Annotated in this window: 27 protein-coding genes, 1 pseudogene and 1 riboswitch; of the genes and pseudogenes, 15 read left to right on the top strand and 13 right to left on the bottom strand. The window is 65.8% G+C overall.

Features of this window, described 5'->3' with window-relative positions; translation table 11 throughout:
• Position 1: 1 nt before the first annotated feature.
• On the bottom strand, positions 2-1,405 hold the full coding sequence (locus tag J7E80_RS10880) for an MFS transporter (RefSeq protein ID WP_215051468.1): 1,404 nt from the start codon (positions 1,403-1,405) through the stop codon (positions 2-4).
• 192 nt (positions 1,406-1,597) lie between these two features.
• Between J7E80_RS10880 and J7E80_RS10885 the strand changes: the two genes are divergently transcribed.
• The 7 genes from J7E80_RS10885 to J7E80_RS10915 all read left to right on the top strand — a co-directional run bounded on the left by J7E80_RS10885 (position 1,598) and on the right by J7E80_RS10915 (position 9,054).
• Complete coding sequence (locus tag J7E80_RS10885) at positions 1,598-4,705, top strand: Na+/H+ antiporter subunit A (RefSeq protein ID WP_215051469.1); 3,108 nt, start codon at positions 1,598-1,600, stop codon at positions 4,703-4,705.
• The gene (locus J7E80_RS10890; protein ID WP_215051470.1) at positions 4,702-5,289 is read left to right on the top strand and encodes a Na(+)/H(+) antiporter subunit C; all 588 of its coding nucleotides are present in this window, start codon (positions 4,702-4,704) and stop codon (positions 5,287-5,289) included. The genes J7E80_RS10885 and J7E80_RS10890 overlap by 4 nt, the downstream gene beginning before the upstream one ends.
• The gene (locus J7E80_RS10895; RefSeq protein ID WP_311380803.1) at positions 5,286-6,950 is read left to right on the top strand and encodes a Na+/H+ antiporter subunit D; all 1,665 of its coding nucleotides are present in this window, start codon (positions 5,286-5,288) and stop codon (positions 6,948-6,950) included. The genes J7E80_RS10890 and J7E80_RS10895 overlap by 4 nt, the downstream gene beginning before the upstream one ends.
• Positions 6,947-7,492 carry a Na+/H+ antiporter subunit E gene (locus tag J7E80_RS10900; RefSeq protein ID WP_215051471.1) on the top strand — a complete coding sequence of 182 codons (546 nt, stop codon included), beginning with the start codon at positions 6,947-6,949 and terminating at the stop codon, positions 7,490-7,492. Before J7E80_RS10895 ends, J7E80_RS10900 begins: the two co-directional genes overlap by 4 nt.
• Entirely contained in the window at positions 7,489-7,767 is a 279-nt protein-coding gene (locus tag J7E80_RS10905; protein ID WP_215051472.1) for a monovalent cation/H+ antiporter complex subunit F, read from the top strand. Before J7E80_RS10900 ends, J7E80_RS10905 begins: the two co-directional genes overlap by 4 nt.
• Positions 7,757-8,143, top strand: coding sequence for a monovalent cation/H(+) antiporter subunit G (gene mnhG, locus J7E80_RS10910; protein WP_215051473.1), 387 nt, complete (start codon positions 7,757-7,759; stop codon positions 8,141-8,143). Before J7E80_RS10905 ends, mnhG begins: the two co-directional genes overlap by 11 nt.
• Before the next feature lie 146 nt (positions 8,144-8,289).
• Positions 8,290-9,054, top strand: coding sequence for a hypothetical protein (locus J7E80_RS10915; RefSeq protein ID WP_215051474.1), 765 nt, complete (start codon positions 8,290-8,292; stop codon positions 9,052-9,054).
• Positions 9,055-9,195: 141 nt separating this feature from the next.
• Here the strand turns inward: J7E80_RS10915 and J7E80_RS10920 are convergent, their stop codons facing one another.
• The 5 genes from J7E80_RS10920 to J7E80_RS10940 all read right to left on the bottom strand — a co-directional run bounded on the left by J7E80_RS10920 (position 9,196) and on the right by J7E80_RS10940 (position 12,120).
• Positions 9,196-9,345, bottom strand: coding sequence for a hypothetical protein (locus J7E80_RS10920; protein ID WP_215051475.1), 150 nt, complete (start codon positions 9,343-9,345; stop codon positions 9,196-9,198).
• A complete protein-coding gene (locus J7E80_RS10925; protein ID WP_215051476.1) occupies positions 9,335-9,874 on the bottom strand; it encodes a hypothetical protein in 540 nt (179 codons plus the stop codon). Before J7E80_RS10925 ends, J7E80_RS10920 begins: the two co-directional genes overlap by 11 nt.
• Positions 9,875-9,876: 2 nt before the next feature.
• The gene (locus J7E80_RS10930; protein ID WP_215051477.1) at positions 9,877-10,440 is read right to left on the bottom strand and encodes a hypothetical protein; all 564 of its coding nucleotides are present in this window, start codon (positions 10,438-10,440) and stop codon (positions 9,877-9,879) included.
• Between the two features lie 442 nt (positions 10,441-10,882).
• Positions 10,883-11,668: a Crp/Fnr family transcriptional regulator gene (locus tag J7E80_RS10935; protein ID WP_215051478.1), complete on the bottom strand. Its 786-nt coding sequence runs from the start codon at positions 11,666-11,668 to the stop codon at positions 10,883-10,885.
• The gene (locus J7E80_RS10940; protein ID WP_251036738.1) at positions 11,665-12,120 is read right to left on the bottom strand and encodes a hypothetical protein; all 456 of its coding nucleotides are present in this window, start codon (positions 12,118-12,120) and stop codon (positions 11,665-11,667) included. The genes J7E80_RS10935 and J7E80_RS10940 overlap by 4 nt, the downstream gene beginning before the upstream one ends.
• Positions 12,121-12,344: 224 nt before the next feature.
• On the opposite strand from J7E80_RS10940, the gene J7E80_RS10945 reads away from it, so the two are divergent.
• Complete coding sequence (locus J7E80_RS10945; RefSeq protein WP_215051479.1) at positions 12,345-12,671, top strand: helix-turn-helix transcriptional regulator; 327 nt, start codon at positions 12,345-12,347, stop codon at positions 12,669-12,671.
• A complete protein-coding gene (locus J7E80_RS10950; RefSeq protein WP_215051480.1) occupies positions 12,668-13,495 on the top strand; it encodes a cation diffusion facilitator family transporter in 828 nt (275 codons plus the stop codon). The genes J7E80_RS10945 and J7E80_RS10950 overlap by 4 nt, the downstream gene beginning before the upstream one ends.
• A gap of 281 nt (positions 13,496-13,776) precedes the next feature.
• Here the strand turns inward: J7E80_RS10950 and J7E80_RS10955 are convergent.
• From J7E80_RS10955 to J7E80_RS10980, 6 genes and pseudogenes are all read right to left on the bottom strand, one after another.
• Positions 13,777-14,380, bottom strand: a pseudogene (locus J7E80_RS10955) (MFS transporter).
• Between the two features lie 148 nt (positions 14,381-14,528).
• Positions 14,529-15,926, bottom strand: coding sequence for a permease prefix domain 1-containing protein (locus J7E80_RS10960; RefSeq protein WP_311380804.1), 1,398 nt, complete (start codon positions 15,924-15,926; stop codon positions 14,529-14,531).
• Complete coding sequence (locus J7E80_RS10965; protein WP_215051481.1) at positions 15,878-16,240, bottom strand: PadR family transcriptional regulator; 363 nt, start codon at positions 16,238-16,240, stop codon at positions 15,878-15,880. The genes J7E80_RS10960 and J7E80_RS10965 overlap by 49 nt, the downstream gene beginning before the upstream one ends.
• Before the next feature lie 110 nt (positions 16,241-16,350).
• Positions 16,351-16,701: a hypothetical protein gene (locus J7E80_RS10970; RefSeq protein WP_215051482.1), complete on the bottom strand. Its 351-nt coding sequence runs from the start codon at positions 16,699-16,701 to the stop codon at positions 16,351-16,353.
• Between the two features lie 259 nt (positions 16,702-16,960).
• Positions 16,961-17,224, bottom strand: coding sequence for a DUF4235 domain-containing protein (locus tag J7E80_RS10975; RefSeq protein ID WP_215051483.1), 264 nt, complete (start codon positions 17,222-17,224; stop codon positions 16,961-16,963).
• 36 nt (positions 17,225-17,260) lie between these two features.
• Positions 17,261-17,800, bottom strand: a complete 540-nt coding sequence (locus J7E80_RS10980; RefSeq protein ID WP_215051484.1) for a heme-degrading domain-containing protein — start codon at positions 17,798-17,800, stop codon at positions 17,261-17,263.
• 167 nt (positions 17,801-17,967) lie between these two features.
• Positions 17,968-18,109, top strand: a riboswitch (TPP riboswitch).
• A gap of 72 nt (positions 18,110-18,181) precedes the next feature.
• Here J7E80_RS10980 and J7E80_RS10985 point away from each other — a divergent pair.
• Genes J7E80_RS10985 through J7E80_RS10995 form a run of 3 tightly spaced genes read left to right on the top strand, consistent with a single transcriptional unit; the run spans position 18,182 to position 21,248 of the window.
• Positions 18,182-18,802, top strand: coding sequence for an ECF transporter S component (locus tag J7E80_RS10985; protein WP_215051485.1), 621 nt, complete (start codon positions 18,182-18,184; stop codon positions 18,800-18,802).
• Positions 18,802-20,448 carry an ABC transporter ATP-binding protein gene (locus J7E80_RS10990; protein ID WP_215051486.1) on the top strand — a complete coding sequence of 549 codons (1,647 nt, stop codon included), beginning with the start codon at positions 18,802-18,804 and terminating at the stop codon, positions 20,446-20,448. Before J7E80_RS10985 ends, J7E80_RS10990 begins: the two co-directional genes overlap by 1 nt.
• Entirely contained in the window at positions 20,445-21,248 is an 804-nt protein-coding gene (locus J7E80_RS10995; protein WP_215051487.1) for an energy-coupling factor transporter transmembrane protein EcfT, read from the top strand. The genes J7E80_RS10990 and J7E80_RS10995 overlap by 4 nt, the downstream gene beginning before the upstream one ends.
• 27 nt (positions 21,249-21,275) lie before the next feature.
• Here J7E80_RS10995 and J7E80_RS11000 read toward each other — a convergent pair whose 3' ends face one another.
• A complete protein-coding gene (locus J7E80_RS11000; RefSeq protein ID WP_251036739.1) occupies positions 21,276-21,995 on the bottom strand; it encodes a hypothetical protein in 720 nt (239 codons plus the stop codon).
• A 566-nt stretch (positions 21,996-22,561) separates the two neighbouring features.
• On the opposite strand from J7E80_RS11000, the gene J7E80_RS11005 reads away from it, so the two are divergent.
• The 3 genes from J7E80_RS11005 (at position 22,562) to J7E80_RS11015 (ending at position 26,258) form a co-directional block, all read left to right on the top strand.
• On the top strand, positions 22,562-24,085 hold the full coding sequence (locus tag J7E80_RS11005; RefSeq protein ID WP_215051489.1) for a UDP-N-acetylglucosamine 1-carboxyvinyltransferase: 1,524 nt from the start codon (positions 22,562-22,564) through the stop codon (positions 24,083-24,085).
• Between the two features lie 146 nt (positions 24,086-24,231).
• On the top strand, positions 24,232-25,467 hold the full coding sequence (locus tag J7E80_RS11010; RefSeq protein WP_215051490.1) for a glutamate--cysteine ligase: 1,236 nt from the start codon (positions 24,232-24,234) through the stop codon (positions 25,465-25,467).
• A gap of 137 nt (positions 25,468-25,604) precedes the next feature.
• Positions 25,605-26,258 carry an aspartate/glutamate racemase family protein gene (locus J7E80_RS11015; protein WP_215051491.1) on the top strand — a complete coding sequence of 218 codons (654 nt, stop codon included), beginning with the start codon at positions 25,605-25,607 and terminating at the stop codon, positions 26,256-26,258.
• Positions 26,259-26,346: the final 88 nt, after the last annotated feature.

Below are 26,346 nucleotides of genomic sequence, written 5' to 3' on the forward strand. Positions count from 1 at the left end.
GCTAGGAGGCGGGGACGACGGCGATCCTGGTTTCGCCGGGCGGCTTCACCGGGAGGAGGACCAGCAGCCCCGCGAGGAGCACTACCATGATCCCCAGGATGCCCCAGCGCTGCGCCTCCCCTTCAGCCACCAGAGGCGTGGCCACGGCGATGCACAGCGTGAACAGCGCCGGGGCGAGAAAGCTGACGGCCCGGCCGGTGGTTGCGTATAGACCGAACAGCTCACCGGATTCGCCCTGCGGGGCCAGGCGGGCAAGATAGGCGCGGGAAGAAGACTGGGCCGGCCCGACGAACAGGCACAGGAAGAGCCCGAAGACCCAGAACGTGGTGCTGCCCGCCCATGCGGCGCCGAAAAACACATAATCGCCGTTGCCCAGCACCAGGATCACGGTGCCGGCGATCAGCAGACCGACAAGGGAACCGATAATCACCGCCTTGGGGCCAACCCTGTCGTCCAGGAAGCCGCCGATGATGGCGCCCACGGCCGCCACGATGTTGCCGAAGATGGCGAAGAAGATCACCTGCGAGAGTTCGAAGCCGAAGGTGCCGGCGGCAATGATTCCGCCGAACGTGAAGACTGCGGCAAGCCCGTCGCGGAAGATGGCACTGGCCATCAGGAAGTAGATGGTGTGCGGGCTGGTCCGGTAAATCGCCTTGATCCTGCGCACCAGCAGCCGGTAGGACGCAACGATGCCTAGGCTCGCAGCGCGCTTGGGCCGGGGTAGTTCCGGGACAGCGAACATCACGGGCAGCGCGAAAATGAAAAACCACAGGGCCGAGAACACTGCCACCAGCCGGATATTGAGACTGTCCTGCGTGGAGGCGCCGAGCCACTCGAAGCGGGGCTGGACGAAGAGCTGGAGCACGACGAGCAGGGCCACGATCCCGCCGAGATACCCCATGCCCCAACCGAAGCCGCTGACCTTGCCGATATTCAGGGGCGTGGAGATCTGCGCCAGCATGGCGTTGTAGTTGACTCCGGCGAACTCGAAGAAGACATTCGCCAGCGCAATCAGCGAAACCCCCAGCAGCAGGAACTCCGGGCGGGGGAACACAAAAAAGCAGAGCGCCGTCAGGAGCGCGACGGCGGCAGTGTTCACTCCCAGCCACAGCTTGCGCCTGCCGCCCGTATCCGAGCGCTGGCCGGTGACCGGCGCCAGCAGCGCGATCGCCACTCCCGCGATGGCCAGCGCTCCACCCAGCACCGCCGAAGCCCGGTCTTCGCCGCCGAACGCATTGGAGGTGAGGTAGACCGTGAAAACAAACGTGGTCATGACGGCGTTAAATGCGGCTGATCCCCAGTCCCAGGCCGCCCAGGCAATGATCCGCCCCTTGTGCGAGACCTTGTTCCCGGCCTCGAGTTCGGACGACGGGTGCATGGCCTCGGGCGCGGCGGCGGAGTTCATAAGCCGATGCTATCCGCCCGCGGCGAACACGGACCGGAAACTCTCCAGATAGTGCCGCGGAATCTCGCGCTGACTGGCCGCCCGGCGGGAAAAGTGTCAGTGGCCCCTTGATAAACTGTCGGGACCGAACCCAACGAATGCCCCGCCTGCTCCAACTTTGATAATCGAATTCCTGACGTTGCGGAGATAACAGTGATCACAGTCCTCGCCGTGCACTTTGCGGTTGCTGCTGTGGCGCCGTTTATGTTCCGGAAGTTCGGCCGGAGTTCGTTCTACGCGCTGGCTGCAGTCCCTGCCGCTTCATTCGTTTGGCTGCTGTTTCAGCACGACGCGGTCTACGGCACGGCAGGCCGGCAGGGAGCAGGAGTTCCGGGACAGGGCTCGGCCAGCGAGGTTATCCCGTGGATCCCGGATCTCGGCATCGAGTTCGCCTTCCGCCTGGATGCCCTCGCCTGGGTCATGTCCCTGCTGGTGCTCGGCGTGGGCGCCCTGGTGCTCGTGTACTGCGCCCGGTACTTCAAAAACAAGGACGATTACCTCGGCGGCTTCGGCGCCCAGCTGCTGGCGTTCGCCGGGGCCATGTTCGGCCTGGTTACTGCCGATGACCTGCTGCTGCTGTTCATTTTTTGGGAACTCACCACGGTCCTGTCCTACCTACTCATCGGCTACGCCCGCACCCGCCTCGCTGCCCGGCGCTCCGCCCTGCAGGCGCTCATGGTCACCACCGCCGGCGGCCTGGCGATGCTCGTTGGCCTGATCATGCTCGGTTCCAGCGCGGGGACCTACCGGATTTCAGCCATCCTGGAACACGCGCCCGGGCTCGTCGCCGGGCCGACGGCGGGAGCCGTGGGAACCGCCGTCGTACTGATCCTCATTGGCGCGGTGACCAAATCCGCGCTGGTCCCCTTCCACTTCTGGCTTCCGGGGGCCATGGCCGCCCCCACGCCCGTGAGCGCGTATCTGCATGCCGCGGCGATGGTGAAGGCCGGCGTCTACATCGTGGCACGCCTGGCCCCGGGCTTCACCGAGACGGCGTATTGGCTGCCCATGGTGCTCGGTCTGGGCCTCGCAACCATGCTCGTTGGCGGCTACCGGGCCCTGCGCCAGACCGACATCAAGCTCATCCTCGCCTACGGCACTGTCAGCCAACTCGGATTCCTCACCATGGTGGTGGGCCTCGGCAAGCCCGACGCGGCACTCGCGGGCCTCGCCATGCTGCTGGCGCACGGACTCTTCAAGGCCACGCTGTTCCTGGTCGTCGGAATCATCGACCACCAGGCCGGCACCCGCGACATCCGCAAACTCTCCGGCGTCTTCCGATCGTCCCGTGCCCTCGCCGTAGTGGCAGGGATCGGCGCAGCCTCCATGGCGGGGGTTCCGCTGCTGGGCGGCTTTGTCGCCAAGGAATCGGTACTCGAAGCCTTCGTCCACTTCGCGGGGGAGCCCGGCCACGGACCATGGGGCGCGGTGGTCCTCGCGGGCGTCGTCCTCGGTTCCGTGCTGACCTTCGCCTACAGCGCCCGGTTCCTTTGGGGCGCCTTTGCGGTGAAGCCGGGGGTCGAGCGCACGCCGTTCAAGCCGATCACGCCGTCGTTCCTGGCGGCGCCTGCAGTCCTGAGTCTCCTCACGATCGTTTACGGCCTCTGGCCGGTGCCGGTGGACGGGTGGATCCAGCCCTACGCGTCCCTCTTCGCCGTGGGGCCGTTGGGTGACGGAACGTCCGACGCCGGCACTGATGCAGGTGCCGCGGGGCACCTAGCGCTGTGGCACGGTTTCACCCCGGCGCTCGGGCTGACGGGCGTCACTTTCGCGCTCGGCCTGGCCATGTTCTATTTCCGCGGAGCCGTGGACCGGGCCCAGAGCCTGGTTCCCGCCTGGATTGATGGCGACCGCGGCTACCGGCTGACCATCGGCGCCCTTGATGATGTCGCGGTATGGCTGACGGGCCGCACGCAGCGCGGTTCGCTGTACTTCTACCTGGCCGTGATCCTGACGGTCGCCTTCGTGCTTCCCCTGACTGCGTTGGCCTCCGCGCGCAAGCCGCTGCCCGAGGGGCTGTATTTCATTGATCCCAATTCGCCGCTGCAGATCGTGGCGGGCGCAGGGATCGTGATTGGTGCACTGGCCGCGGTCCGGGCCAACAAGCGCTTCCTGGCGGTGCTCATGGTTTCCGTGACCGGCTATGGCATTGCCCTGATGTTCGCCCTGCAGGGTGCCCCGGATCTCGCGCTGACCCAGATGCTGGTGGAAACCATCATCCTGGTGGCCTTCGTGCTGGCCATGCGCAGTCTTCCGGCCGAACTTCGGGACCGGACCGGCGGCAAGTACCGGGTGGTCCGCGTGATCATCGGGCTGGCCTTCGGGGCCACCATGGTCTTCGCGGCAATCCACGCCATGGGCGCACGCGTGGCCACGCCGGTATCCCTGGAGTTTCCCCAACTTGCCTACGAGGGCGGCGGCGGGATGAACATCGTCAACGTCACGCTGGTGGACATCCGCGTCTGGGACACCTTCGGCGAGATCGCGGTGCTCGCGCTCGCGGCCACCGGTGTCGCCAGCCTGATCTTCATCCGGGGCCGCGGCGACGGCATCCGGAGGTCGTCCACGGTCGCCGAAGGCACGGTGGGCCGGAGCAGGGGAGTCGACAGGTCGTCGCGCGACGGGGCTGCCCTGGCCCTGACCCGCAAATTCGCCGCGGCCAGCCGCGATGCGTGGCTGGTGGCCGGCCGCACGCTGGCACCGGAGCGTCGCTCCATCATCTTCGAGGTGGTCACGCGGCTGCTGTTCCACTCGATGATCATCTTTTCCCTGTACCTGCTGCTGGCCGGGCACAATCTTCCCGGCGGCGGGTTCGCGGGGGGACTCATGGCGGGCCTCGCCCTCACCCTCCGATATCTGGCTGGCGGCCGCTACGAACTCCGTGAAGCCACCCCCATCAGCGCGGGCACGTTGCTGGGCATCGGCCTGGCAACGGCCGCTGCATCCGGTGTTGCCCCTCTCTTGCTCGGCGGGCAGGTGTTCCAGAGCGCCATCATCGAGCTGTGGCTGCCCGTCTTCGGGGACATCAAATTCGTCACATCCACCATCTTCGACACCGGCGTGTACATCGTGGTCGTGGGGCTCGTGCTCGATGTGCTGCGTACCCTGGGGGCCGAGATCGACGAGCACTTCGAGGAGCAGCCCGCGCAGCCGGCAGGTGACAGCCAGTCCGGGGCCGAGTGGCCCGAGGAACTCCACGCCGCCGAGGAGTGGGAACCCGCAGGAATCCCGGCCGAAACGACCGGGAGGGGACAGGCATGAGCGTCAACCTCACGCTGTTGACAGTCATGGGCGCGCTCTACGCGTGCGGCATCTACCTCATTCTCGAACGCAGCCTCACAAGAGTGCTGCTGGGCCTGATGCTCCTCGCCAACGCCACCAACCTGCTGATTCTGGCCACCGGCGGCTATGCGGGTCTGGCCCCGTTCTTCAGCAAGGACACGGACCCCGCCGCCTACAACGATCCCTTGCCCCAGGCGCTGATCCTGACGTCGATCGTGATTTCCTTCGCCGTCACGGCCTTCATGCTCGGCATCATCTACCGGACTTGGGTGCTGGCCCGGCAGGATGAGATCCAGGACGACCTGGAAGACCGCCGCGTCGCGGCGACACCCAGCTTCGATGCTGAGGACGACGCCGTCATCCCCGTGGAAACGTCCGAGTTTCCGCTCACCATGCTCGGCGCCGACGGGGCTGGGGTGTCCGATTCCCCTATATCCGATGCGCCCGTCCCCGAGGCTCCTGTGCCCGCGGGCGGCCGCACCATCTCCGGCGAAGCCGCTGTGCGGGAAGAGAAGCCCGGCTCCGCAAATGTCGAAATCAGCCCGGAAGGAGGCGGAAAGTGAGCCTCGCAAGCCTGGCCCCGCTCGCCGTCGTTCTTCCCATCCTGGGTGCAGCCCTGACATTCATGCTGATCCGGCATTCGCGCGCGCAGCGGGCGGTCAGCATCGCGCTGCTCTCCCTCACCCTGCTGCTCGAGTGCCTGCTGCTGGCTTCCGTCTGGGACGGCGGCACGGAGGCCGTGAACATCGGCGGCTGGTTGCCGCCCTGGGGGATCGTGCTGGTGGTGGACCAGTTCTCGTGCCTGATGCTGGTGGTGTCCTCCGCGGTGAGCCTCGCCGTCCTCGTCTATGCCACCGGGCAGGGCATGGCCGACGGCGACCAGGACGCGCCCTTGTCGGTCTTCCACCCCACGTACCTGATCCTCGTGGCAGGTGTGTCCAACGCGTTCCTGTCCGGCGACCTGTTCAACCTTTACGTCGGCTTCGAGATCCTGCTGACTGCCAGCTACGTGCTGATGACCCTTGGCGGGACAGGTCCGCGTATCCGTGCCGGCGTCACCTACGTGGTGGTCTCGGTGGTCTCCTCTGTGCTGTTCCTGATCGCCATCGCCATGGTCTACGGCGCCACCGGAACCATCAACATGGCGGACCTGGCCATCAAGCTTGCCGAGCTGGACCAGGGCACCAGGACCCTCCTGCACGTCATGCTTCTCGTGGCCTTCGGCATCAAGGCCGCTGTGTTCCCACTGTCATTCTGGCTGCCTGACTCCTATCCCACCGCCCCGGCCCCCGTGACCGCGGTCTTCGCCGGCCTGCTGACCAAGGTCGGCGTCTATGCGATGGTGCGGACCGAAACCCTCCTCTTCCCGGGGGACAGCCTGAATACGCCCCTGATGGTGGCCGCCCTGCTGACGATGGTCGTGGGGATCCTCGGCGCGCTGGCCCAGAGTGACATCAAGCGTCTCCTGTCCTTCACCCTGGTCAGCCACATCGGCTACATGGTGTTCGGACTGGCCATGTCCTCCGCGGCTGGGCTCGCCGCTGCCGTGTTCTACGTGGCCCACCACATCACTATCCAGACCAGCCTCTTCCTGGTCACGGGCCTGATCGAGCGGCGCGGCGGAAGTTCGTCCGTGGACCGGCTGGCGGGGCTGGCCAAGCTGTCCCCCCTCCTTGCCCTGCTGTTTTTCGTCCCCGCGATGAACCTGGCAGGCATCCCGCCCTTCTCCGGCTTCCTCGGCAAGCTCGGCCTGATGCAGGCCGGCGTCCAGCTCGGCACGCCCCTGGCATACACGCTGGTCATTGGCGGCATGTTGACGAGCCTCCTGACCTTGCTGGCGGTAGCCCGGGTATGGAACCGTGCGTTCTGGCGGAAGCCCGAGGACGCCGAGCACCCCGACCCCGTCCTGCTCGCCCACGCCAAGGATTCGGCCACCGGGCACCGGGCAGGCAAGCGCAACGTCATCCTCCTGCCCCGGACAATGGTGGGCTCCACCCTGGGCCTCGTGGTGCTGGGCGTGGCGCTCACGGTTTTCGCCGGCCCGCTCTTTCAGGTGGCGGGGCAGTCCGCTGAAGCGATGCTGGAAAGGTCCGCGTACATCCAGGCTGTGCTGGGAGAGCATGCGCCGGTACCGAGCCTTGCCGTCAAGGACAGCGCCCTGAACGGCAGCGCCCTGAACGGCGGCGCCTTGAACGGCAGCGCCCTGAACGGCGGCCAAAAATGAGCCGGAAGCGCATCTCCCTGCGGCAGGAACTGCCACTGCTCGTGTGGCTCGTGATCGTCTGGGGTGCCCTCTGGCAGGATTTCAGTCCGGGCAATCTGCTGTTTGGCGCCTTGCTTGCGGCCGTGGTGGCCCGCCTGTTCTACCTGCCGCCCGTGGAGCTCAGCGGCCGCTTCAACATTCTCCGGGCCTTCCCGTTCGCCCTGCAGTTCCTGGGCCGGGTGGTGGCAGCCAGCTGCCAGGTCTTCTACCTGGCCGTGGCGCAGGGCCCCAAAGTGACCAACGCCGTCGTCGCCGTGCCGCTGCGGAGCCACTCGGATCTCATGGTGACCGCCACCGGGCACGTGATCTCCCTGATTCCGGGATCGCTTGTGGTGGAGGTGGACAGGTCCACCTCCACGCTCTACATCCATGGCCTGAACGTCCGGAACGCCGACGACGTGCTGAAGCTCCGCAAGGACGTCCGGGACACCGAGGCTGGGCTGATCCGGGTCATGGGAACCAAAGAGGAACTTGCCGCCCTGAACCAGGAGGTGGGCACATGATGGAGCTCGTCCTGACCTTCACCGCCGTGGTGCTGTCCCTCGCCGCCGCGGGTGCGATCGTGCGCATCGCCCGGGGCCCGTCACTGCTGGACCGTGTGTTGGCAGCCGACGTGTTGCTCGCCATCCTCGGCGCGGCGCTGTGCATTGACATGGCGGTGAACAGGCACCTGAACAACTTGATGCTGCTGGTTGCCGTGTCCGTCATCGGATTCATTGGGTCGGTGACGGTGGCGCGCTTCGTGGCGGACCGGCGGGAGCAGCTCAATGAGTCCTGATCCCAGCGCCGTGGATGCCGTCATCGATGCGGTGTCCGCCGTCTTCATGATCGTGGGAGCCGTGATGTCCCTGGCGGCTGCCATTGGCCTGCTGCGGTTCCCGGACCTGATGAGTCGCATGCACGCAGCCACCAAACCGCAGGTGCTCGGGCTGTTCCTGCTGCTCGTCGCAGTGGGGCTTCAGCTGCGCACGTGGTGGGTGTGGCCGGTGCTGCTCGTGGCCTGGATCTTCCAGCTGCTCACGGTGCCGGTGTCCGCACACATGGTGGGCCGCGCCGGCTACCGCACCAAGCACCTCCACAAGGAGCTGCTCAGCACTGACGAACTGGAAGCAGTGGTGCTGAAGGCCGCCGAGGCGGCCAAGGAACGGGATTGAGCTGATTGGGGAGTTCACCGACGACGCCCGTACTCCCGCGCCACAGAAGATTCTTTGCTCTGACTGTAACTCCTTGCCAGGTCCCGGAAACCTAGCTATCGAGCGGGCCATTCAGCCCGCCGTCACAGATATTGGGGGTACAGAAAATGAAATCCAATCGCGCCGGATTCTTCACGGCCGTCACAATGGCAGGTTTTACCGCCAGCCTGGTACTTGTCGGATGTGGGTCACAGCCAGGAACTGATCCTGCCGCCACTTCGAACGTGGCCGTGGATGACACGACCGAACTCACGCCGGCGCTAGCCTTCGCACCAGCTTCCGCTGCAGCACCAGTGGCCCCCGCCACCAGTGCGGCACCAGCGGCAGTGGTGCATGCCTCATCGGCGAAGACTGCGGCTCCCGCGCTGAAGACCTTCACATTCCCGGACGGACACATCTCCTTCGCTTATCCGGCAACGTGGACGGTGCGAACCGTGCTTCCACCTGCCGGCGTCCCCGGCATTGAGGCGGTCGTCGCTGACGATGCCGGCAACGATCTGCTCTCCCTGGGCAATGGTTTCACTGCCGGTTGTGCTGGTGGTCCCGTGTCGCGTCGAGTGTTCGATCAAGTGGCGGTTCCGGGAATGACTGCACCGGACGGCAGGGAGCCCGCTTTCGGGTTCGTCGTGGAATCCTATGGGAATGGCGAAAGCGATGCCTACTTCATGGGGCTGAGCGATCCGCGATCCTTGGAGCAAGGCAAGAGCGTCGCATCATGGTGCAATCTCGTGCCAACGGGCAATGGCGGCCTCAGCACCCGTGTTCTTTTCAACGACCCCGCGTTCCCGAACAGGGGAGCAGCTAAAGCATGGATGGCAACCGACCAATACGCCCAACTCAAAGCGCTGCTCGTGAGCCTGACCTACGTCTGACCCTCGCACCAGGATGAGACGCAATTAGCCCGGCCGACGGCGGCGGGACGGTCCGTGAGGCGCATTGACCGCCCGCGCCGTCGCTGCGTCGCACAATTGCTGCCGTCGTCGGCCGGCTACAAACCGCGTTCGCTTTGGCATTCAGCGCTTCGGGTTTTCGCAGCGCTGAGCCTGGCGGCGTTCCAGACTCCTGCGGACCTTGCCCTTGCGTGAGGGCTTTCCGTGATGGAACAGGTGCTCCACGAAGGACAGCACGATCTCGATTAACAGGAGGACGAAGTCAACGATCACGCGAATCCCGTCTACCGCCAGTTGCGGCGGCAAGCAACCGATCAAAGCTGGCGGTGGCGTTTTCAGGAGGGATTACGGTAAAGGCCGCAAGCCATTTCTCGGGGGCATTTTTCTCCAGCGTTACGGCCCGTTCCACATGCAGATGCAGCCCGGGCACGCCGTTGACGAGGAGCGATAGCTGTTCACCGCTCTTGACCAGCTGCCGAAAACGCCTGACCGAGAGTTGGCCCTTACGGGTGCCTGTCACTTCGACGATTGTGTCATTTACCGTCCTGGTTAGCCCCTGCATGAAAGTCCTCTGGCTTGAGACCACGGGAACCGTGAGAATTGCCGGGAGGATGACCGTGAACAACGCAATGGCACCGAAATTTCTGAGGAAGGGCATGAAAATCATCGAAATCAGGCACAGGATCAGACCCAACATGCTGAACAGGACAAACTTGATTAAGGGGTCTTCGCCTGGCTTCTTCGACCAGCGAACCAGGGTGACGGTGTTCCTGTGTGGCTGACCCTGCACAACATTTTCCATGGCTAGTGCCCCTTCACTTCCAGCAGCGCTTCAGCCAAGAAGACTGCCTCGCGTGCTTCCTTGAGATCGTTACGCAGACCCAGATCGGGAATGAGTGCGGCGGAACCGGCGGAACCGGCAAGTTCAGAAAAGGCCCGGCTCAGGTTTGCGCGGTCTTGCGACAGCATTCGGGACGAATTCAGTTTGACTCTGCTGACCTCAAGCTCCAGGAGCGACTTGTCGATTGCCTCGCGCCGTCGCTGCATGACCGATATCGTTTCCGCCACGCGCAGCGTCCGGTCACGGAACAGTGATTCCATCTTCACCGCCATATCGTGGAGCTCGCTGAGAGCCTTGTACGTCTGTGGCGTCCCCGAGTGCCCGGCTAGCTGCTCGCCGACGTGGACACGCCGTCGTTCCCATTTCCGCACGGCCGATTGATATGGCCCCAAGAGCAACGAGACGGCGGCTAACGCGTTATCCAGCGCCCCGGCCCGTATGCTCAGGCTCGCCGTGGCGGCATCCAATCTCCCGAGAAACGCCGTATAGCTGTCGTGGAGCGGAATGTTCTTGTTCTTAGTACCCATGTGTCACTCGCAGCCTGTCCCGCCGCCGACATGAGTGCCGGTTGCCGGAAGTCGGGCATCGATCGTCCGACTCCAGGCACGGATGGCGCATCCACGTTCGCTTGCCAGGGCGGGAGGGAGGAAGGAGGAGGTGGCCTGTTGTCTTCATGCTCGGCCTCCATGTCAGATGCCGTTCAGAATCGCGGGACTCCAACCGAAATGCGACCCGAACGCTCATGGCAAGAGAATAGAGGCTCCGAGCGAGTTGTCATAGGTACATTCCAAAAGTAAGAACGATGCCGGAAAAAGCCGTTGGACCATCCGCGCTGGCATGATTCCTGCTCCGCGAGATGCGTCAACCGCCCCGCCACAAGAAGAAGGCAAGCCGCGCACTAAGGGCGTTACGTCGAGCCTGGTCGGTGCCCGTGGGGCAGGGTGCGGTGCCCGCGGCATCCGGCGCTGATCATGCAGTGTTCCGGGCCTTCGACCTCAAGGCGGAGATGCTCTCTACGGTGATCCGGCCCCGGGCTTGCCGGATGATGCCTTGAGCCGCAAAGTCGGCCAGGGTCTTGCTGGTGGCCTCTCGGGTGGCTCCCAGCAGCCCCGCGATTTGTTCGTGCGTGAGTCGGATTGGCCGGTTCTGTCCGAATCTGCCGGTGGGTGCGGTACCGGCGAGGCTCAGCAGGGTGGAAGCAACGCGAGCTGTCAGGGGACGTAGGGCCAGATCGGTGAGGCGTTCTTCAAGCCTGGCGACCTGTTCGCCGAGGAGCCGGGAAATTCGGATGGCAATCCGGGGGTCGGAGAGCAGGAATCGTTCGACATCCTCGGCGCTGAGGAGGCAGATCGCCGAGTCCTCGATGGCCTCTGCGTAGTTGTCATACATGCGCTGGCCCACTAGCAGCATCTCGCCGAAGACGGCCCCCGGTTCAAGGATGGCCATGGTCAGCGCCTTGCCGTCCTCGGCGACCCTGAAGACACGCACCCTGCCGGTCTTGAGGATGAACAGAGCCGTGACAGGCTGCGACTGACTGAAGACCAGTTCTCCGCGGCGAAACATCCGGGCCGGGGCCATTCGGTCCATGGCCCGCATCTCTTCAGGGTCCAGGTCGGCAAACAGGTCCACCTCGTCCAGGCAGGTGAACGGGTCCTCCGGCGCAGCCGCGAAAGGGTCGGGCTCCCGCTGCCTCGGCGCCCAGGGCTGGAGGCCGCTCGCGGCGGCCTCCAGGTCTCGGCCGACGTCATCACTCATGCCCGGCCTTTCAGGACGCGCACGGCGACGACGGCGAGGATGGCCCCGTAGGCAAGATGGCCCAGCAAGGACAATCCGGCCATCACGTCGACCGTCAACATCGGCATGCCCAGGATTGCGGGCATGATGACAAGCGGTCCCAGGATCCACCAGAACGCACCATATGCAAGGCCCACCAGCGCGCCTTTGCCATAGGAGCTTAGGAGCCCGGCGAAATGTACCGTCAGGCCGAGACCGATCAGGACCGAGATGACCATGTGGACGCCGAAGCCGGCTCCGGCGGAATTCAAGCCGACCAAGGATGCAACCATGGGAAGCATGCCCATCATGGCCATGAGCAGCCCAAACACCAGGCCTCCGGCGATCCCGCCGGTGACTCCGGCTGCGGCGCGCCGGCCCAGATGCAGAGCGGAAATATGCGGGTGGCGCGCCACCGGAGATGTGGCGGACATTTGCATGACTCCTTTCGTGGAACAGATGCTGCCTACCCTCGCAATCTAGGCCCTGACACCAAGCGATTCTGTGAACAGGATCACACAATGTGGGAATAGCCGCGTCTGCCGGGATTGCCGATCGGGTGGTGACGAGTTTCAGGCGGATCGGCCTTTATCCAAGGACATGCACTAATCCTGAATACAGAATTGTCTGAATACATTGTCAGCTGTACTGTGACGGCATGGAAACGCTCACTCAGGCTCCCGTGCTTGCCCGCTTCGGTTACGCGGTCTCGGACCCTACGCGGGCCAGGATCCTTCTGGCCCTCTCCACCGCCCCGTCCTATCCCTCGGATCTGGCCGACTTCCTGGGAGTTTCCCGGCAGAGCATGTCCAACCACCTGACGTGCCTGCGCGGCTGCGGCCTGGTCGTTGCTGTCCCGACCGGGAGGCGGAGCCGGTATGAACTCGCGGACGCGCGGCTCGGCCACGCGATCAAGGACCTGATCGGTGTTGTCCTGGCAGTCGATCCGTCCTGCTGCGCGCCGGACGGGGAGTGCCTCGCATGATGGCGCTGCTGCACGCACCAAGCCCAGGGCGCCGTGCCGTGCTGAACCGCCGGATCCGGCTGTTCGCGGCGGCGACCATCACCTACAACATCATCGAGGCCGTTGTGGCCCTCTGGGCCGGCGGGGTCGCTGACTCTTCCGCGCTGATTGGCTTCGGGCTGGACTCGGTCATAGAGGTGACCTCTGCCCTGGCACTGTCCTGGCAGTTCTCCGTAAAAGACCCGGAGCGGCGTGAGCACTTGACCCTGCGCATCATCGCCATCTCGTTCTTCGCCCTCGCGGCATTCGTGGCGGTGGACGCCGTCCGGGCCCTTGTTGGCGCGGAAGAGGCCCAGCATTCGACCCCGGGCATCGTAATCGCAGCCCTGAGCCTGGCGGTCATGCCCCTCCTGTCGTGGGCGCAGCGCCGGGCAGGGCGGGAACTCGGGTCCAGGACAGCGGTGGCCGATTCCAGGCAGACATTGCTGTGCACTTACCTTTCGGCCGTCCTGCTGGTCGGCTTGGTCCTGAACAGCATCCTGGGCTGGTGGTGGGCCGACTCCGGAGCGGCCCTGGTCATCGCCGGTATCGCCATCCGGGAAGGCTTAAACGCCTGGCGCGGCGAAGCCTGCTGCGCCATCCCGCACACCGGTGCCGGCCACCTTGGAGAAGACGATGGCTGCTGCGCCCCCGCCGGATCCGCCGAAGGACCGGCCCGGAACGGAACTACCTTGGTCATCATGGCGCATACGGATCAGGCCGGTTCCTGCTGTGCCGGGTGCGAATCAGATGCCAAGCCCGCCCCAGTCACCGCAACCCGGGGAACGGAGCCAGCCGATCAGTGAACGGCGGGGAACGGTACGCGCCCCTCTTCTGTTTTCATCAGCGGTTTCCCGTAGTCAGGAACCGGTTTGCGGCTGCGGCCCTTGACTCCGGAGGGCCGGGGCATCAGTGCTCCCCCAGTTCCGCGGGGGGTGGGCCACGAGAGGCCGGGATGGAACGTCCTTGCCCGCTCCTTTGCCGTGGTTGGCCTTCCGGCGCCCCCGCTACTGACCGCGACACAGTGTCGCGGGCGGATTCCGTGTGACGGTCAGCTGGGTTCGGCCAGAAGCGGGAGGCGTCTCGCCTATTTCTTGTGGACGATGTAGATTGCGCCCGTCGTGACATCCTCTTCGAGCGCTTCGAGGGTCCGTCCGCGTGTTTCGGGGACCTGGCTGTAGATGAAGATCAGCGCCAGGATGCCGACGCCGCCGAACAGGAAGAAGGTCCCGGTAATGCCAACCGCCGCCACCAGCGACGGGAAGAACAAGCCGAGGAAGGCATTCGCGATCCACAGGCAGAAGATGGAGACGCCGATCGCGAAGCCGCGGATGTGCAGCGGGAAGATCGGAGAGCATCACCCACATGGCGATGTTCAGGAACGTCTGCATGGATCCAACGAAGGCAACCACCAGGAAGAGGATCACGAACGGCCGTGCCGGGTCGCCGACGGGCAGGGCGATCGAGGCGATACCGATGAGGAAGTGGCAGATCGTGGTCAGGATAAAGCCGGTAATAAGGGTCGTGCGGCGGTTGATGCGCTGCATGAGGGAGAGCCCGATGACTCCGCCGACGACGGGAATGACGCCGGGGGCGATGTTCGCGATGAGCGCGGCGCCAGAGTCGAAGCCCGCCTCGATGAGCGCGGACTGGCCGTAGTAGCTTCCCCGGAAGCCCCCGTTGTAGACCACTGCAGCAGCCCCAGCCGGACAGGTTCATCTGCTCTTCCTCTTCGGTGAGGTGCTTGACGTCGGCCATTTCGGCGGCGGCGCGCTCGGGCGAACCCGCGCCTTATCGTCCGAAAGTCCGCTGCCCGGCTGTAACAGTCCCCTTCACGCGTCAGGCGAAGCCGAAGACAGGCGGGAAGACCACGATCACGACGGCCGCCCAGGCACCGTAAACCGGCAGATACCGTGTCTGCCAGCGCTCGAGTTGGGCGAAGGGGCGCCGCCCACGCAGGAACCCGACGCTGAGCCAGGCCGCCCAGACCAGGTGCACCAGCAGCAGGAGGTTCAGGCCGAGCGCGGCAATCTTGTTGGGGCTGAAGCCGAACTCTGCGATGCGGGTCAGCATCGCAGTGAGCATCACGGTGTTGACCGCGAGGGCCGCGACGACGAGGACCAGCTGCAGGGCGTCGGGCAGGCCAGGTGGCGCAAGCGAGTCGCGGGCGGAAATCGAGTAGAGCAGCAGGCACAGGACGAGCACAAGGATCGCGTCCATGAGGATGAGCAGGTCACGGTCGACGTCGACGAGGCCGCCGGCTGCCGTGAAAACTGCCAGGAGGGTCAGTAGCATGGCGATCGTCAGGGGGGTGAACACTCGTGTGAGGACGGGGGCGATGTTCTCGACGACGTTCTGCTTGGCCTCGACGAGCCACGCGGCAACGACAAGTGCCCCGGGCATGGCAAACGGCAGGATCCAGTCGGCCAGGATGGGTTCGAGGTCGGCGCCGACGACCTGGAGGGCCGCGAACGTGAGCCCGATCAGGACGGCGCCGCCCAGCGCCAGGAGCGTGTAGTAGATCGCGAGCTCACCGGTGAACCTGGCGAAGTCCATCCGCCGGCTGTCGGACCGCCACCTTCCTCCGGCGTACGCCACCCCCGCCAGCAGCCACAGAACGACCGGGGCGTGCAGGGTGGCGAGCACCTCGGTGGAACCGCCGGAGACGAACGGGTAGACGTTGACCACGATCGCCAGTGCGGCGAATGGGACGAGCAGCGTCGCCGCCACATACGGCGTGAGCCGGCGCTTCCAGGCGAAGTAGGCGGCCAGGAACGGGAAGACGAGGAAGCTGAGGTTGCGCGCCTGCACTGAGCCGTCGTCGAGCCAGGCAAGACCGGCCTTGACCGCAACGCCGGCCCCGACGGCTAGCGCGAGGACGACCGCCAGCTCGCGCCACGGTGGCGCGCCGGCCTCCTCGGTGTCCTCCGGGACAAGCATGAGCTGCTTCCACAGCCGGTCGGAGTGCTCGCGGGCAAACTCTCGCGAGACGGCGTCGAGGTTGCCCAGGCGCTTGATCGCGACGAGGAAGGCCTCCTCGTCGTCGAGCCCGGTCGCCTGGCGGTCGGCGATCTGCTCGCGCAGGTGGTCCTCGAGTTCGTCGACGTCGGCGGCGGAGATCGCCTGGCGGCGCTGGACATACCCGCGCCACCGGTCGATCTGGGCCTCAAGCTCCGCGTGCGGGTCCATCATGCCCACCCCGCTGTCGGGGCGGGCGGCTGCTGCGCTGCCTGCCACACTTGGCGCAGGGCCTCGGCCACGACGGCCCACTGCTCCTGCCGGTCGGCGAGGACATCCCGGCCTGCCGGCGTGATTGCATAGTGCTTGCGCCGGCGCCCGGCCTCGGAGGTGCCCCACGATGACGACACGTAGCCGAGCCGCTCGAGCCGGTGCAGCAGCGGATAGAGCATGCCGTCGGTCCACTGCATGCCCCCGCCTGACAGTTCGCTCACGCGCTTGAGGATCGCGTAGCCGTACAGATCGCCTTCCGACAGGATCCCCAGCACGAGCGGGGTTGCCGAAGCGGCGACCAGGTCCTTATCGATGCGCATGGCGCCCTCCTATACCTAGAACTGTAAGGCATTGGACCATAGTAGTTCTAGGTATAGCAAGCGGCTTTGTCGGGGCCTGGTGCCGGAGCCGTGTGAGGGAGGATCTGAGGTTAGGGCGGGCCGGCCAGAAGGACGCCCAGGCCAAGAAACACGCCGAAAGTGGTTACACCGGTTGCTGCCCCCACAAGGGCCTGAGCCGACGTGTGCTGCCCCAGTGACGTTCTGCTGAAGACCATCAGAGGTGGAAGCAGCAGCAACCATAGGAACCCAGGTCCGAACACGGGTATCCACCAAAGGACTCCGAACGTCAGGACCGATACGTGTGCAGAAGCGTTCAGCCACAGCCGGGCGATGCTTAGCAGAAGGTTTCCAAGGGTAAGACTGGCCAGTGTTGCGAATACGGGGTAGGGGACCTGCAGCAGAACGACGGCGGCCGTCCCGCTGACGAACAGCAGGGTCACGACCGCCGTCCTCGAGCTGGGAGGAATTCCCAGGCGTCCGGCTATCCGTGGAAAGTCTTTATAGATAAGCCCGGGAAGGAGGACGGTGCCTAATGCGAGAGCGGCAGTACCGTAAAGACCCAGACCCGCTTTAAACCCTGCAGCAACAACGATGGCAAGAAGGACGCCGGTAGGCGACAGCAGTCTGGAAAGGCTGGCTGCCAGTCGTGCTTTCGGGGACGGGAGAACATGTTGGTGCAATGTTCTCCGACCGCCGGGGCTAGACGATGTCCTGGGTCTTGGCGAAGCGGGTGATGGCGCGCTGCGTGCCGCGGTTGGTCAGGACCTGGATGGTGGCGCTCACCGAAGCGGAGATGAGGGCGAAGGTGAGGGCCGAGCGAAGCGTCGTGGGAACGTCGTCCTTGCCGCCCTTCGGGGGCTTGCGGCCGGTGGTCTTTTCCCAGATGGCGTCCACGGCCTTGGTGCCGGCGAATCCGGCAAGCAGGCTAATGCCCGTGCCAAGCAGCTTGATGAAAAAACTCATTCCGAGACTCCTTGAGACTTGAATACAGGACTTCCCCTAGCCTAGCCGCATGGACCCGCGGATTTCCCGCAAGGCCTGCACCACCAGATCATGGTCGGCCTTCTGCGGCAGCCCCGAGACCGTCACCGTGGCCACCGCGCCGACGCCGCCCACATAAACGGGGAAGGAACCGCCGTGGGCGGCATATCTCGACTGGTCGAACCAGGCGTTGTCCTCGATCCGGCCCCCGCCGACCCGGCCGCGCAACCCCACGAGCAGCGACGGCTCCTCGTAGCGGGCCGCGGTCCGCTGCTTGGCCCTGACCCAGTGTTCGTTGTCCGGCGTCGCACCCTCCAAGGCAGCATGGAACAGCACCTGCTCGCCCTTGGTGATGTCGATGGCGATGGGCATGTTGCCATCCTTGCCGAGCTCCACCAGCAGGAGGCCAAGGTTGAGGGCGTCGTCCCTGGTAAACCGTGGAAACTGCAGTTCGACGATCTCCGCCTCGATCTGGGCGATCAGGGCCTCCAGCGCCCCCGCCGGCTGTTCCGCGGAGGAATCGGGATCAAAAGCGGTGCCGGAATCCTGTTGAGTCATGGCCCCAATGTACTCCGGCAGCCCGGCGTCCGAAGTCCAAGCAGCCGGAGTCCCCGCCCTGTCCCAGGTCATTCCTTGCACGCAGCAGGTCCCTCCAGGATTGTGACTGTACGCCCGGTCTTCCTGCGCCTTACCGGTGTAAACTGAATCAGCCCACACGGGCAGATTTATTACGACAGGGGAGCGCCGCCGTCGGGCATCACTGGCATTGCCAGCGGAACCGCGGTGGGCGCTGAGAGTGCGGACAGCCGCAGACCCTCGAACCTGATCCGGCTAGTACCGGCGCAAGGGAGTCGAGTTTCTCAAAGTGTCCGGCAGCAGGAAGTCCAACCGCCCGCAGCCGGGGAGCGCTTTCCCCTCCTGTTCCTCAGGAGGAAGATTATGACAACTGCAGCAATCAAGAAGACCGGCTACACCTGGCGCGTGGCCGACATCGTGGTGGCGGCACTGATCGCCGTCGCCGGCGGCGTGATCTTCTGGGCCTGGTCCCAGGGCGCCAACGTCATCTCCGCCCCCATCAACGCGGTCTACCCGCCGCTGACCGGCCTGTACGCCGGCGGCTGGATGATCCCCGCGGTGCTGGGCATGCTGGTGATCCGCAAGCCGGGCGCAGCGCTGTTCTGCGAAGCCGTGGCGGCCACCGGCGAACTGATCATGGGTTCCCAGTACGGCACCACGGTGCTGATCTCGGGTCTCCTGCAGGGCCTGGGCGCGGAGCTCGTGTTCGCCGCCTTCATGTACAAGAAGTTCAACCTGACCGCATCGCTGCTGGCGGGTGCGGGTGCCGGGCTCTTCTGCGGCCTGAACGACTCCTTTGCCCCGTGGGGCTGGAACATCGCCTACGCGGCCGGAGACAAGATGGCCTACATCATCTTCACCGCCATCTCGGGCGCCATCATCGCTGGCGCGCTGTCCTGGATTGCGACCCGCGGCCTGGCCAAGACCGGCGTGCTGAGCTCGTTCGCTTCCCGCAAGGCCGCCACGGAGCCCGTCTTCTCCTGATGCCCGCCCATCATCACGGCGGCGTCCGCCCCGCCGCGGTCACCGCCCGCGGCTGGGGCTGGCGCCACGCCGGACGGTCCAAGCCCGCGGTCAACGCCCTGGACCTGGACATCCACCCGGGGGAGCGGGTGCTGCTGCTGGGGCCATCCGGCGCCGGCAAATCCACCCTTCTCCATGCCCTCGCGGGGGTGCTGGGCGACAGCACCGCGGGCGACGGCGGCCCTGCGGACAGCGACGACGCGGACGAGAGCGGCAGCCTCCTGATCGACGGCGAAGCGCCGCGTGACCGGCGCGGCCGTGCCGGCCTCATGCAGCAGGACCCCGAAACGCAGGTGGTCCTCTCCCGCCTCGGCGACGACGTCGCGTTCGGTGCCGAAAACCTTTCGGTGCCCCGCGACGAAATCTGGACCCGCGTGCACGAGGCGCTGGACGACGTCGGGCTTGCGCACCTTCCGCTGGACCACCCGACGTCGGCCCTCTCCGGGGGCCAGAAACAGCGCCTCGCGCTGGCCGGAATCCTGGCGATGCGTCCCGGGCTTATCCTGCTGGACGAACCCACCGCCAACCTTGACCCGGCCGGGGTGCTGGAGGTCCGCGACTCAGTGGGCCGCTGCCTCGACAAGACCGGCGCCACGCTGGTGGTGGTGGAGCACCGGGTGTCGGTCTGGAAAGACCTCGTGGACCGGATCATCGTGCTGCAGCCGGGATCGGGCACGCAGCCCGCGGTGCTGATCGACGGCGCCCCGGACCAGGTCCTGGAACAGGCGCGCGAGATGCTCATCGCCGCCGGGGTCTGGGTGCCGGGCTACGTTCCGGCCACCAGGCGGCGTTCCCTTTTTGGCGGCCCTGACATCGAAAATTTGCCGGTCCGGCAGGAGCTTGCGCCCGGCCAGCTTCTGCTCGCCGCCGAGGGCCTCGCGGTGTCCCGCGAGCGTCCCCGCCGGCGCGGCTTCAAGTCCATTCCGCCGCTGCCCATCCAGCCGGACATCACGGCACAGGTCCGCGCCGGTGAAGCGCTGACCATCACCGGGCCCAACGGCTCGGGCAAATCCACATTCGCCCTGACTCTCGCCGGGCTGATCCCGCCTGTTGGCGGCAAGGTGTCCGCCACCGTTGAGCTGAGCCGCGGGGCAGGCATCGACCCCTACAAATGGAAGGCCGAGCAGCTGATCGCGAGGATCGGCACGGTGTTCCAGGAGCCCGAGCACCAGTTCGTCACCGGCAGGGTGCTGGACGAGCTCCAGTTCGGGCCGCGGCATCTGGGCCACGGCGAAGAACGCGTGGACGAGCTGCTGGAGCGGCTCCGCCTGACGGGCCTCGTGGACGCCAACCCGTATACCCTCTCTGGCGGGGAGAAACGCCGGCTCTCGGTCGCCACCGTCCTGGCGGCCCATCCCCAGGTCCTGGTCCTGGACGAACCGACGTTCGGCCAGGACGCCAACACCTGGGCGGAACTGGCCTCTTTCCTTTCCGAACTCCTCGACGCCGGCACTGCCGTGGTGTCCGTGACGCATGACCAGGAGTTCACCCACGTGCTGGGCGGGACCGAGCTCAGGCTGGATGCCCAGGGACTCAGTGCGCCCGGCGTCGGTCCAGCCGGCGTCGGTCCGTCCGGCGTGGACGCCCCGGAAGCGGCGACGCCATGAGGGCTGCCCTGACGATCTCCGGAAACCACGCCGTGCTGACCCGGGCCAACCCGCTGGCCAAATTCGGCGGCGTCTTCCTCATCACGCTCGTCCTCGCCCTGTCCATTGACTGGATGTCCGCCTCCGTGGCGCTGGCCTGCGAACTGCTGCTCTTCCCGCTCGCCGGCCTGACCTTCACGCTGCTCTGGCAGCGCGGCTGGCCACTAATTATCGCGGCCGCCGTGGGCGGCTGGAGCACCTCCATCCTGGCGCCCGACAGCGGAAAGATACTTCTCGACGTCGGCCTCTGGTCCATGAGCGAAGGTTCCCTTGAGCTGGGCCTGGGTTTCCTTCTCCGCGGCCTTGCGATTGCGCTGCCGGCGGTGCTGCTGATGAGCTGCACCGACCCCACCGACCTCGCCGACGCGCTGGCGCAGAAGGCCCGCCTGCCGCACCGCTTCGTGCTGGGAACGCTGGCGGCCATGCGGCTCGTCGGCCTCATGGCCGAGGAATGGCAGACCATCGGCATGGCCCGGAGGGCGCGCGGCGTCGGGTCCCGCGGCACCCCCTGGCAGCGGATGCGCGCCACCCTGGGGCAAAGCTTCGGACTGCTGGTCCAGGCCATCCGCCGCGCCACGCGCCTCGCCGTCACCATGGAGGCCCGCGGCTTCGGCGGCGCCAGCCGGACCTGGGCCCGTGAATCCACCTACAGCCGCCTGGACATCTGGGTGCTGCTCGGGGGAGCCGCCATTGCGGCCGGCGCCGTGATTGCCGCAGTGTGGGCCGGAACGTGGAACATGGTGTGGCTGGAAAGGTCCTAGGAACGGCGGTAGAACGCCAGTCCATCCCTAGATGCAGGAGTAGCCGTAGTCGGTGCCGTTCGCCACGAACTGGGTGAGGGTGACTTTGCCGCCGCCGGTGAGGGGCGGCAGCGAGCAGTTGCTCTTCGCCCCGTTCTCCGTGCTGGCTCCCGCCAGCCAGCTTGGCAGGTGGTAGAGGCTGCTGCCTTCGCTGACCGTGCCGACGATCTGCCACCACTGGAAGCTGGCGGAGTAGATGCCCACGTCCGCTTCGATGCTGTGGAAGAAATCCGTCATGCCTTCGAGCGCGGCCCTGTTTGCTTCTATATCCCTGGACCAGCTGTTGCCCGTTTCCACATCCAGCCACCACAGGTAGTCATCGGGTTCTTTGATGCCGCGGAAAAAGGCATCGTCGTACGCCTTGGCCCAGCCGTACATGTAGGCGCATGCCTTATCTTCCCCGTGGCTGCACGTGCCGTGGGGGTTGTCCACGACAACGCCGGCCGGGTACTCGTTGCTGCTGGGCCACCATGATCCTGCATGCCCGGGGTTGGCCGTATTTACGTAGAGGGCCACCAGCGGCTGCCCGGTCCCGCCGAGTGCGTCATCCGCCCAGTCCAACTGTTGCGCCAGGCAGGGGTTGGTGGTGTTGGCCAGCCCGCTGTTGACGCCGACGATGGCGAAGGCCGGGTCTTTGGGAAGCGACGTGTTGCATTGTGGCCACGACACGTCATTGCCGAGAGGCGTGGCGTCGCCGTCCGGGGGCATGTCGGAAGGCTGAGCCTGTGTGGATGGAGCCGCTGTCTGGGCAGGCGCAGACGGGGTTGACGCAGACGGCGCAGGCGCGGACGGGGCCGCTTGGGCAGACATGGACGGCGCCGGGGTCGCCGGCGCCGAGGGGGCCGGCTGACTGATGGCCGGCGGCGGTGCTGCTGTCGTGCCGCCGTCTGCGCGGGGCCCGGTAATGAGACCCAGGACAGCGGGGATCAGAAGCGACAGCGCCCAGGAAGTCTGCTGCCTGGACGGACGTCTCTTACTCGACGTTGCGACGCTGAAGATCGACAAGGCGGCCTCCGTTCCTGCTTAAATTGGCCGCGACCGGTAGCGTTAGCTTCCTCCTGCCCCTTGTCCCGGTCAAGGCTTTCCATTCGCTGGCGGGGCTGTTACGCACACCGGACCGTTACTGAAGACGCCGATTTAGGCCGCCAGTCGATGCTGTCAGGCATCGGCGTCAGGCGTGTCTTTTATCGCACGAGGCGGGTAAATCTGTCCCATATTCGGTCGCAGTTGGGGATACCCTTACCCCAATACCTCATTTGTGATATTTTTTATGTATGACTCAAGAGACTGTTGAACAGGTTGGCATGATGCTCCGCGACGCCCGCGGGCAGAAGGGCTGGACCCAGGAACAGCTCGCCGCCGAACTCGGAACCAGCCAAAGTGCGGTGGCCAGGATGGAGCAGGGCAAGCAGAATCTGAGCCTCAAAATGATCCAGCGTCTGGAGGCGATCTTCGGCCAGAGCATCGTCCAGCTCGGCAAGTCCCAGATGACCCACCTGAGGGTCGAAGGTGGCCGGACGCTCTCCGGATCCGTTGACGTGAACACCAGCAAGAATGCGGGCGTCGCGCTGCTGTGCGCCAGTCTTATCAACCGCGGCACTACCACCTTGCGCCGTCTGGCCCGCATCGAGGAGGTCAACCGGATCGTCGAGGTGCTCACGAGCATCGGCGTCGACTGCACGTGGCTCAATGACAACGATCTCCAGATCCGCCGCCCTGCCTCGCTGGACCTGGGGTCCATGGACGTCGAAGCCGCCCGCCGTACCCGCAGCGTGATCATGCTCCTCGGCCCGCTGCTGGACGAGGTCGCGGAATACCGGCTGCCATACGCAGGTGGCTGTGACCTTGGAACCCGCACTGTGGAGCCGCACATGCAGGCGCTGCGCCAGTTCGGGCTCTCGGTGGAGGCCACTGCGGGCTTCTACACGGTGCAGGCGCCGGCGTTGGACAGCTACGACCGTTCGTTCGTGCTCACCGAGCGTGGCGACACGGTCACTGAAAACGCCATCATGGCCGCCGCCCACCGGGGCGGCACCACGATCATCCGCAATGCCAGCCCCAACTACATGGTGCAGGACCTCTGCTTCTATCTGCAGCGGCTGGGAGTGGAGATCGACGGCGTCGGCACCACCACGCTGAAGATCACCGGCAAACCGTCCATCGACGTCGACATCGAGTACTTCCCCTCTGAGGACCCCATCGAGGCGATGAGCCTCATCACTGCCGGCATCGTGACCAACTCCGAGGTGACGATTCGCCGCGTGCCCATGGAGTTCATGGAAATCGAGCTGGCCATGCTGGAGCAGATGGGCCAGCGGCTCGAGGTCTCCGGAGAGTACATGGCCCGCAACGGCCGCACCCGGCTGGCCGACGTGACCACCAAGCCGTCTGAACTGCACGCGCCTGCGGACAAGATCCACCCGATGCCGTTCCCGGGCCTGAACATTGACAACCTGCCGTTCTTCGCCGTCATTGCGGGGAACGCCGAAGGCCAGACAATGATCCACGACTGGGTCTACGAAAACCGGGCCATCTACCTCACCGAACTGAACAAGCTCGGGGCTCACGTGCAGCTTTTGGATCCGCACCGGATCTACGTCAATGGCCCCACCCGCTGGCGCGCCGCGGAGATTGGCTGCCCGCCGGCCCTGCGCCCGGCCGCGTGCCTGCTGCTTGCCATGCTCGCGGCGCGGGGCGTGTCCGAACTGCGCAACATTTACGTTATCGAGCGAGGCTACGAGGACCTGGCTGAGCGGCTCAACACCATCGGCGCCAGGATCGAGTATTTCCAGGACTAAACAAAGCGCGAACGGGCACTTAAGCCCCGCCGTCGAGCGCGAACGTGCAGCTAATGCCCCCAAAGTCCTCATTTGAGGGCATTAGCTGCACGTTCGCGCTTCGTCATTTCCGGGACGTTTTCGCTGGTCTGACGGACAATGAAGGCATGCGGACGTTTGGGGTCGAAGAAGAACTGCTGATCGTGGACCCGAAGACCGGGGAGCCACTGGCGCTCGCCGATGCCCTGCTCGCTGGCCGGAAGCTCGCCGCCGATGACGCGCCGGCCAAGCCGCGCCTGCTTGAACCCCATGGCGAAACAGGGTTCGACGACGACGGGATGGGCCTGAGCTTCGAGCTCAAGCTCGAGCAGATCGAGACTCAGACCCGCCCGTGCCTGGATTACGACGAACTGCTTCGGCAGATCCGCGCCGGCCGGGCCATGGCCGATGCGGCGGCCCAGAAGCAGGGCGCCCGGGTGGCGGCGCTTGCCACGTCCCCGCTCGCCCTAGCCAGCCACACCACGCCGGATCCCCGCTACGCCCGCATGCTTGAGCGCTTTGGCCTGACGGCACAGGAGCAGCTGACCTGCGGCTTCCACGTCCACACATATATCGAATCCCAGGAGGAGGGCGTGGCGATCCTGGACCGCATCCGGGACAAGCTGGCAGTGCTGACGGCCATCAGCGCCAACTCGCCGTTCTGGAACGGGCTTGAAACCGGCTTTGAAAGCTATCGGACCCAGGCTTGGAACCGGTGGCCGACGGCGGGCCCCTCGGGCATCTTTGGCAGCCTCCCTGCCTACCGGCGTGTGGTGACCCGCCTGCTGGAGACCGGCGTGACCCTCGACGAGGGCATGATCTATTTCGACGCCCGGCTGTCCCGCAACCATCCCACCGTGGAAGTCAGGGTCGCCGACGTCTGCCTCCGCGCCGAGGACGCAGCGCTGCTCGCGGTCCTGGTCAGGGCCTTGGTGGAATCAGCCAGCAGGGAAGCGCTTGAGGGGGTCGAACCCGCGCCGGTCCCCAGCGTGCTGCTCAGGATGGCTTCATGGCAGGCGAGCAATTTCGGCCTGTGCGGGGAGCTGCTCGATTTCGGCAGCTTCCGCCCGGCGCCGGCCGCCGACGTCGTGGACTCCCTCGTGGATTACCTCGAGCCTGTGTTAGCGGAGCAGGGCGAACTGGAACTTGTGCGGTCGGGGATCGCGGCGATTTTCGAGCGCGGAACCGGGGCGCGGGAGCAGCGCAGCGTGCGGCAGACGGTCCTGGAGAAAGGCGCGCCCAACGACGGCGGGCTGGCTGCCGTCGTCGCGCACGCCGTGCGGGCCACACTCCGGGGGACGGTCGGCTATGCCGACGGCGACGCCGAGCACGTGCCGGAATTGTTGCGCGTCCGCCAGTCCTGACGCCCCCGTTCCGCACCGCGGATGGACCGCGGGAAGGCGTGGCGTGCATGTTTCCGATGGTCATTTCCCGGTAAACCGCAGGAAATATTGCTTCGTTAGGGTGGGACCACAGGATCCACTCGGGGAAGGCATGAACTATGCGTGTAGGTGTCATCCGGGCGTTGACGACGTCAGACCGGCGTCTGCTCAACTCCCACGGAAAACTGCTGCAGGAATCCTTCGGCTTCGAGGTGACGTCGCGGTGCATCCCCGGCCAGCCATCGGGCGTCTACAACCAGGAGTCCCTCCGGCTCGCGGTTCCGAAGGTTGTGGAATTGGCGCTGGAAATGGCCGGGGACCTTGACGCCCTGATTGTCAGCTGCGCAGCCGATCCCGGACTGGCCGAAGTGCGTGCGGTGGTGAATATTCCGGTGGTCGGCGCCGGCTCCGCGGCTGCGGCCGCTGCACTCACGTTCGGGGGCAGGGTGGGTGTGCTGGGGCTGAAGGACTCGGTGCCCGGGCCGATCTCCGACGCCCTCGGCGACCGGATGCTGCTGATCGACGGGCCCGAGAGTGTGGACACCCCCGAGGGATTCCTCATGCCTACAGGTATTTTCGACTCCCTCGCAGCGGCCCATATGCTGGTGGACGCGGGGGCAGACGTCATCGTTGAGGCAAGCACCGGGCTGACAAGCATCGGCATGGCGGACGTTTTGCGCCGTCGCCTGGGGATACCGGTCATCGACCCCGTCATGGCAGCCGGTTCCATGCTCACCTGTGCGGTGTCGGCCCGGGAGCTCCAGACAGTCTGAGGCTGTGCCACGAATCCGGCACGGCGCCCTTCGCCGCGGCTGGGCGGGCCTTGCCGCGGCGGACCCCGGCTAACCTAAGTAAACAGGC

Origin of the sequence: Arthrobacter sp. ISL-28 (assembly GCF_018613875.1) — a bacterium.
Classification (GTDB): Bacteria; Actinomycetota; Actinomycetes; order Actinomycetales; family Micrococcaceae; genus Arthrobacter.